Raw genomic sequence first — 9,322 nt, 5'->3', positions numbered from 1 at the left:
TAAGACAGTTAAGAAATCAGATGATAAAGCAGTTAAGGATCCATCAGTAACCCCAGTTACAGATCCAAGCAACTTGACTGATGCAGAAAAAGCTAAGGTAGCCGATGAAGTTAAGAAATCTAACCCAACAGCGAAAGATGTTGAAGTTGGCAAAGATGGCAAAACAACTGTTACATACCCAGATGGTACAACAGCGGTTATCCCAGCAGATAAGACAGTTAAGAAATCAGATGATAAAGCAGTTAAGGATCCATCAGTAACCCCAGTTACAGATCCAAGCAACTTGACTGATGCAGAAAAAGCTAAGGTAGCCGATGAAGTTAAGAAATCTAACCCAACAGCGAAAGATGTTGAAGTTGGCAAAGATGGCAAAACAACTGTTACATACCCAGATGGTACAACAGCGGTTATCCCAGCAGATAAGACAGTTAAGAAATCAGATGATAAAGCAGTTAAGGATCCATCAGTAACCCCAGTTACAGATCCAAGCAACTTGACTGATGCAGAAAAAGCTAAGGTAGCCGATGAAGTTAAGAAATCTAATCCAACTGCGAAAGATATCAAGGTTAACAAAGACGGATCAGTAGTTGTAACCTTTGAAGATGGTACAACAGCTGTTATTCCAGCCGATAAGACAGTTAAGAAATCATCAGATAAAGTTAAGGAATCAGATGGAGTTAAGAATCCATCAGTAACCCCAGTTACAGATCCAAGCAACTTGACTGACGCCGAAAAAGCTAAAGTAGCGGAAGAAGTTAAGAAAGCTAACCCAACCGCGAAAGATATCAAGGTTAACAAAGATGGATCAGTAGTTGTAACCTTTGAAGATGGTTCAGTAGCAGTCATTCCAGCTGAAAAAGCTGTTACAGCTGCTAACCAAGATTCACCTGCTCAAGCACCAGCTAAGAAAGCAGGAGCGAAAGAATTGCCAAATACTGGTACAGAACAATCTAGCGCTTCACTTGCTTTAGCACTTCTTGCAGCAGCAACAGGCGGACTCCTCTTCGCTAAAAAACGTGAGGAAGAAGAGTAAGAAATTACTCAAATAAAGCAAAACTGAGAATCTCAATTCTATGAATTTGCTAGAAAAACCGTAAGAAGAAATTCTTACGGTTTTTTGGCTCTTTGTCAACTGTAGTGTTGAAAAAAGCTATAGTAGAATGAATCTAGAACAGGACACTAAGACTGCTAAAAATATTTCTAGAAATTAGTTTGATTTTCCTAATCGATTTGTTCATACCCTATTTCAATTCACTATAACATTTGGAGAGGACAGCCGTTGTTCTCTCCATTTTTATATCCAGAGATAGAAGGATTTGTTGAAAAACTAAAAGATAAAACTATAAATCTCGGCAAAAAATATTTACTAAAAATTTTAATACTGTTAAATAAGTTGTATGAATATAAAAACGGATAAATCTCTCATAGCAGGGCTGAAATACATCACTAGATGGATGTTTGTTCCTTTAATTCTATTTCTTAAAGAATTACTAAGTTTGCGATAAGAGATGTAAAAAATAATAAATTTAGTTCGTTTAATATGTTTTTTAGTAAAAAGTAATCGCTAACACTTGATTTTTATAAATATAGTGATATACTAAAATTTAAGAAAAAGTAAAAAGGAGATTACTATGAAGTTTCATTTTAATGAGCGTCAACGCTTTTCTTTACGTAAGTATAGTTTTGGTTTAGCCTCTGTTCTTTTAGGAACTGCCTTCTTTTTGAGTGGACAAGTTGCTAGTGCTGATGAGGTAAATGTTTCAGAAACCTTGCTCACCTCCGTAGTATCTGTTAGTCCAGAAAGTTCAACAAGTACATCGGAATCTTTAGTACCAAGAACTTCTGAATCAAAATCTACAGTAGCAGATAAGTCTACTCTATCACTAGAAACTGCCGATTCAAAATCAACAGTAGCAGATAAAGCTGTTGAAACACCAGAAAAGGTTGAAGTTTCTTCAGATTCTGAAAAACCTGTAATCGAGAGTCCAAAATCTGAAAAGTCAGAAGCATCAGCGAAAGAATCGAGTGAAGAAACGGCGAAAGCAACTGAAGTTAAAGCTGAAGTTGCTGAAAAAGACGATAAGTTTACTGACAAAGCTCCAGCTGAAGTTGCTGAAAAAGACGATAAGTCTACTGACAAAGCTCCAGCTGAAGTTGCTGACAAAGATGATAAGTCTACTGATAAAACTCCAGCTGAAGCACGCCGTTCAAAGCGTACACGTCGAGCTACTTCAGAAGATAAACGAGAAGTATCTAATTGGAGTGAGTTTGTTTCAGCCTTAGAGGATGGAAATGTCAGCGAAATCACTGTAAATGGTGATATCGTAGCCCAAGGTGATAATGGTAATACCGACAATGGACGTTCAGGATCTGTTGACCGTAAGACTACCATTAGTGCACAATCTCGTGCAGTTACTATCCAAGGTAAGGACGACAATGCTCGTCTTGAACTCTTGTCACACACTTTGGAGTTGACAGGAGCTAGCTGGGAACTAAACCTCAAAAATCTTAAGATTGCTTCAGCAAACTCTAGAGGTCCAATTGAACTATCAAGAACTAGTGGTTCAAATACAGTTACATTTGAAAATGTGAAAAGTGAGGGTTCATCACTTTATGGTGGTGGTGGTAACACCCATGTTGTTATCAAAGGAACTACAACTTCAACAGTTAGCGATAGTTATCAAGCAGCAAATGGTCAAACTCAGTATGTTCAACGGAACGTGGGACAAGCTGGTAAATCAGATAAACGTCGTGAGTCAAATATTCACGATGCTAAATCTGTAACAGTTGCTGAGGGAGCTAGCTTAACGCTTAACCGTTCTTCTCAAGGGGATGCTATTACTCTTGAAAGTGGAGCTAAGGTCAGTGTAAAAGATAAAGCTAGTCTTACTATCAACATTAACACTGCCAAGCAAACTGATAGTGCTCGCTACCATAATGCTGGTATTTTCATGGCTGATAGTGGTACCGTAGAAACTGGTAAAGGCTCTAAGTTAGTCCTAAATACTAGTATCGGTCAAGGTATTTCAATTGGTATAAACCGTCCAGGGGATAACGTTACAGATAAGGATCGTTTTGGTGGTTACGGTGCTGGTAACAACGGTCGTAAAAATGGTCCTAGCCGAGTTCTTATTGGCGAAGAAGGAACATTTGAATTTAACGGTCGTGACGGTATTATGATGGGGAATCACTCAGAACTTGTCACAGGTCAAAATTCCAAAGTTCGCTTTGAAAATAAAGGTCGTGGCGTTGCCCTTGATTTCGGAAATGATTCAAGAGTAGTCTTTGGAAAACATTCGACTAATACCTTTCATTCAGTAGGTAAAGGTAAGAACGGTGGTGCACCTTCGGGTAGTTACGATGGTTACAACTATATTGGCCTTAATGAAAATGGTAAGATTCTTGTAGATGACTACGCGACTTTCCGTGTACAAATGGACAATCGTGGCGACAATGACTGGGATGATGTCATTTCACTTGGTTCTCAGAATGGTACTAAGTCTGAGCCACTTTTCCAAGCTAATAAAGGTTCTATCGTAGATATCCGAGACGATAATACGAACTACTATGCGGAGTTGATATCTGTGGCGCTAGGTAATAGTTCAAATACCTTCTTCCAGTTCAACAATCCCTTTTATGTTGCATTTATGAGATATACTAAGTCGGATAGTCTTTCAGCAGGTGAAATTACAGGTAAATTACCACTATCGATTCCTCAAGGAAACAATCCACAGGACATTGGACATGGGAACATCCTTTATATTTCAAATCCATCATTAGCGTCTAGAAACAGAATCGAATTTAATGGTCCTGCAAGCAATAATGGTTCTGGAGTTGGAACCTATACAGTTTATTCATTGAATAAAGATGGTAAGGATAAGCAAAGTCGAGAAAAGCAAAGTTCGGTATGGACCAATATTCAAGGTGGGTCTATTCCTATTGCCGGTTTCAAAAATGATAATCCAAATATAACACCAGCAGATGCCTCTTCTGTCCCTACGGGTTCTTCTCCAGGAGGCGTTATTGCCAAAGATAAAACTTATGGTATTGACCCTGTTGGGGATAACCGTCAAAACATTTGGGTTTCAAATGGTTCTAAAATCAACCCGACTGGTGTTCATAAAAATGTCATCAAATATGTCTACGAAGATGGAACTCCAGTTAAAAAAGATGTTATCCAGTCATCAGAATGGAACCGTACTTTGGATGTCTCTATTGACCAAGAAGGCTTTAAAAAGATTTTAAAAAATTCAAACGTTAGAAATGGTGATGAATTCTTAGCAGCTTATAGTAAAGCTAAGTATCACATTTCTGATATCGATGGAGATAACATTGCTGATACTGGCTGGAAAGAAGACGGAACAAATTCTGGTACCTATAATTATGGTACTATCGCTTCGCCAAAACTCAAAGGCTATAAACCAGAAATTCTATCAACTAATGTTCCAGGATTAGAAGCTGGGGCTCAAGCTGATTCAGTTTCAGTGACTTATGATTCAAGTAATGCACCAGAAACACTTATTGAAGCTCAAGCTGGTGGACGTACCGTTTCAGAAACTTATTGGCGTAATATTGTAGCCAAATCTGATTTGGGTGTCTATGAAACAGTTGTTGTCTATAAAAAAGTAAAACAAAAAGCTATTGTCAAATACATTGATACAACTGCTAATAATAAGGAATTAGCAAAAGATGAAGTTGAAGGTACATCTGGTGAAGCTATTAACTACTCAACTGCAGCTATGATTGCTGATTTTGTTAATAAAGGTTACAAACTTGTAGAAGATGGATTTACAAACTCAACTGCAGATCAAAAGAAATTTGATGATGATGAAAACATTGATCAAGAATTCGTAGTTAGACTAGAACACGATGTAACTCCAGTTGGACCAAATAACCCACATAAACCAACAGATCCAATCAATCCAAATGATCCAAAGAGTCCAAAATACCCTGCGACAGTTCAATGGAAGAAAGATGTAACGTCAACTGTTCATTATGTGGTATCAGACGGTAATGCAACTGCCCCAGCTGATAAGGATCAAAATGCACAATGGACACGTACCTTAACACTTGATAAGGTGACAGGTGAAGTTCTCTCATCTACTCCATGGGCATCGAATAAGGCTAACTATGATGCAGTTCCAACACCAGGATTGACAGGTTACTACGCTGATAAAGCAAGTGTTGCTTCTAAGACAGTCACTCAAAAAAATCTTGAAGAAACTGTTACTTACAAACCACTTGGAAACTTGGTTCCAAAACCAGAGACACCAACAGATCCAAACTTCCCATCAACACCAGAAGTGAAGTATCCAAATGATCCAACGGATCCAACGAAACCAGGTCAACCAGTTGTGCCTAATGTACCAGGTTATGAACCACACCTTCCAGATCCAAACGATCCAACGAAACCAGGTCAACCAGGTAGACCAGTAGAACCAGGAAAACCAATCACTCCTGAAAATCCAGGTACTGACACAGAAATTATCTATCGTAAGGTAGATCAAAAAGCTATTATCAAGTATGTAGACCAAAATACTGGTGCAACACTTGAAAGTGATCAAGTAGGTGGCAAATCAGGTGAAGCTATTGCCTACTCAACTGCAGACAAGATCAAGAAATATCAAGATCGTGGCTATGTTCTTGTAAGTGATGGATTCCCAGCAGGAGCTACCTATGACAAGGATGAGTCAGTTGATCAAGAATTCGTAGTTACCTTGAAGCATGGTGAAACACCAGTTGGACCAAATGATCCACATAATCCAACAGATCCAATCAATCCAAATGATCCAAAGAGTCCTAAATACCCTGCGGAAGATCAATGGAAGAAAGATGTAACGTCAACTGTTCATTATGTGGTATCAGACGGTAATGCAACTGCCCCAGCTGATAAGGTTCAAAATGCACAATGGACACGTACCTTAAAACTTGATAAGGTGACAGGTGAAGTTCTCTCATCTACTCCATGGGCATCGAATAAGGCTAACTATGATGCAGTTCCAACACCAGGATTGACAGGTTACTACGCTGATAAAGGAAGTGTTGCTTCTAAGACAGTTACTCAAGAAAATCTTGAAGAAACTGTTACTTACAAGCCACTTGGAAAATTGGTTCCAAAACCAGAGACACCAAAAGATCCAAACTTCCCATCAACACCAGAAGTGAAGTATCCAAATGATCCAAACGATCCAACAAAACCAGGTAAACCAGTTGTGCCTAATGTACCAGGCTACAAACCATACTTGCCAGATCCAAACGATCCAAGTAAACCAGGTCAACCAGTAGAACCAGGAAAACCAATCACCCCTGAAAATCCAGGAAAAGATACGCCGATTATCTATGTACCAAAAACTAATGATGTGACGCAACCAACAAAACAAACTGTTAAGTACACAAGTACAGATGGTAAAGCTCAGGTACCTTCAGATAAGATTCAAAATGACTATACTTTCACAGGTAAGAAGAATCAAGCTGATGGTACAACAACATGGACTGAAAACAGTCATACTTACGGTAGGGAAAGTGTTCCAGTAGTTTCTGGTTACTACGCTGACAAGTCTGAAGCAGGTAGTAAAACAGTCACTCCAACCAATCCTAATGCTGAAGATGTTGTAACTTATAAACCACTTGGTAAGATTATTCAAGTAGATGAATCAGGAAATGTTATTCCAGGTTCAGTATCTAAGACTTATGAAAATAACCCATTGAATCCTAAAGAAGCAGCAGAAACTAAAATTCCAGATGCACCAACAGGATATGTGATTAAGGAGGAACAACCACAAGCATGGGGTTACAATATTGTTGATAAAACTATTGAACCAAATGATGAAAGTGATCCAGATCGAATTTCACAAGATACGAAGATTGTTTATGTTAAGGCAGACCAAAAAGCAGTGATCAAGTACGTTGATCAAACAACTGGTCAAACCCTTGCCAATGATCAAGTCGGTGGTAAATCAGGTGAGGCAATCAACTACTCAACTGCGGACAAGATCAAGTACTATGAAGATCGTGGCTATGTTCTTGTAAGCGATGAATTCCCAGCAGGAGTTCACTTCGATACCGATGCATCAGTAGATCAAACCTGGACAGTAACCTTGAAACACGGTGAAACTCCAGTTGGACCAAACGATCCACATAATCCAACAGATCCAATCAATCCAAATGATCCAAACAGTCCTAAATACCCAGCGACAGATCAATGGAAGAAAGATGTCACATCTACTGTTAAGTATGTGGTATCAGATGGTAAGGTAGCAGCCCCAGCAGATCATGTTGAAAACGCGACATGGACACGTACCCTTACCTTGGATAAAGTCACAGGTAAAGAACTTTCAGCGACACCATGGGCATCAGATAAGACAGCCTACGCTGCAGTTCCAACACCAGGTTTGACAGGATACTACGCTGATAAAGCAAGTGTTGCTTCTAAGGCAGTTACTCAAGAAAACCTTGAAGAAACTGTTACTTACAAACCACTTGGAAACTTGGTTCCAAAACCAGAGAAACCAAACGATCCAAACTTCCCATCAACACCAGGTGTTAAATATCCGAACGATCCAACAGATCCAACGAAACCAGGTCAACCAGTCGTTCCTGATGTACCAGGTTATGAACCACACCTTCCAGATCCAAACGATCCAACGAAACCAGGTCAACCAATCCAACCAGGAACACCTGTAACACCTGATAAACCAGGGGAAGATACGCCAATCATCTATGTACCAAAAACAAATGATGTGACGCAACCAACTAAACAAACGGTAACGTTTGAAGGAGCAGGAACAGCTACTCCAGCTGATAAGGTTCAAGATAACTTCACCTTTACTGGTAAACAAAAAAATGGTACGACAACATGGGATCAACCTAATCACACTTATGGTAAAGAAACAGTTCCAGTAGTTAAAGGTTACTACGCTGATAAGAAGGAAGCTGGATCTAAGACAGTTACTCCAGATCAACCAGAAGTTACGGATAAGGTTACTTATAAACCACTTGGTAAGATCATTCCAGTTGATCCAGAAGGAAACCCAATTCCTAAAGCACCAACTCCACAGTACAACAATGATCCACAAGATCCAACTAAGGGTGGCGAGACTCCAACTCCAGTTATCCCAGGTTATGTGACAGATACACCAAGTGTAACACCTAATGACCCAGGATCTGATACACCTGTTGTCTACCGTAAGGCGGAACAAAAAGCTATTATCAAGTACGTTGACCAAACAACAGGTCAAACCCTTGCCAATGATCAAGTCGGTGGTAAATCAGGTGAGGCAATCAACTACTCAACTGCGGACAAGATCAAGTATTATGAAGATCGTGGCTATGTTCTTGTAAGCGATGAATTCCCAGCAGGAGTTCACTTCGATACCGATGCATCAGTAGATCAAACCTGGACAGTAACCTTGAAACATGGTGAAACTCCAGTTGGACCAAACGATCCACATAATCCAACAGATCCAATCAATCCAAATGATCCAAACAGTCCTAAATACCCAGCGACAGATCAATGGAAGAAAGATGTAATGTCAACTGTTCATTATGTAGGTGCAGGTAGTCAAACACCAGCAGACAATGTTCAAAATGCACAATGGACACGTACCTTAAAACTTGATAAAGTTACAGGTAAAGTTCTTAACCCTGATGAAGCATGGACAACTAATAAGACTAACTATGATGCAGTTCCAACGCCAAGTGTTACTGGATACTATGCGGATAAAGCAAGTGTTGCTTCTAAGACAGTCACTCAAGAAAATCTCGAAGAAACTGTAACTTACAAACCACTTGGAAACTTGGTTCCAAAACCAGAGACACCAAACGATCCAAACTTCCCATCAACACCAGAAGTGAAGTATCCAAATGATCCAACGGATCCAACGAAACCAGGTCAACCAGTTGTTCCTAATGTACCAGGCTACAAACCATACTTGCCAGATCCAAAAGATCCAAGCAAACCAGGTAAACCAGTAGAACCAGGAAAACCAATCACTCCTGAAAACCCAGGTGACGACACACCAATTATCTACGTACCAATCGTAAATGATGTGAAGAAACCAACTAAACAAACAGTTAAGTTTGAAGGAGCAGGCGATAAGACTCCAGCCGACAACGTCCAAGACGACTTCACATTCACTGGTAAAGTAAACAAAGCTGATGGAAGTACAACATGGACTGAGAAGAGCCATACTTACGGTAAGGTATCTGTACCAGTAATTCCAGGTTACTACGCTGATAAGACAGAAGCTGGTGGTAAGACAGTTACTCCAGAAAATCCTGAAGCAACAGATACAGTAACCTACAAACCACTTGGAAACTTGGT

At 39.6% G+C, this 9,322-nt stretch carries 2 protein-coding genes; both read left to right on the top strand.

All coding sequences use genetic code 11. The features are described from left to right. Nucleotides 1–1,033 (top strand): LPXTG cell wall anchor domain-containing protein (locus GEZ89_RS09230; protein WP_153225796.1); only part of this gene is annotated, 1,033 nt, incomplete at its 5' end. 598 nt (nucleotides 1,034–1,631) lie between these two features. After that, a partial coding sequence (locus GEZ89_RS09225; RefSeq protein WP_153225795.1) for a mucin-binding protein occupies nucleotides 1,632–9,322 on the top strand: 7,691 nt, incomplete at its 3' end.

The organism is Streptococcus mitis (genome assembly GCF_009496285.1).
In the GTDB taxonomy this organism is placed as follows: domain Bacteria; phylum Bacillota; class Bacilli; order Lactobacillales; family Streptococcaceae; genus Streptococcus; species Streptococcus mitis_BP.
Note: the sequence above shows the minus strand (reverse complement) of the source record. Positions and strands in the feature narration are given on the sequence as shown.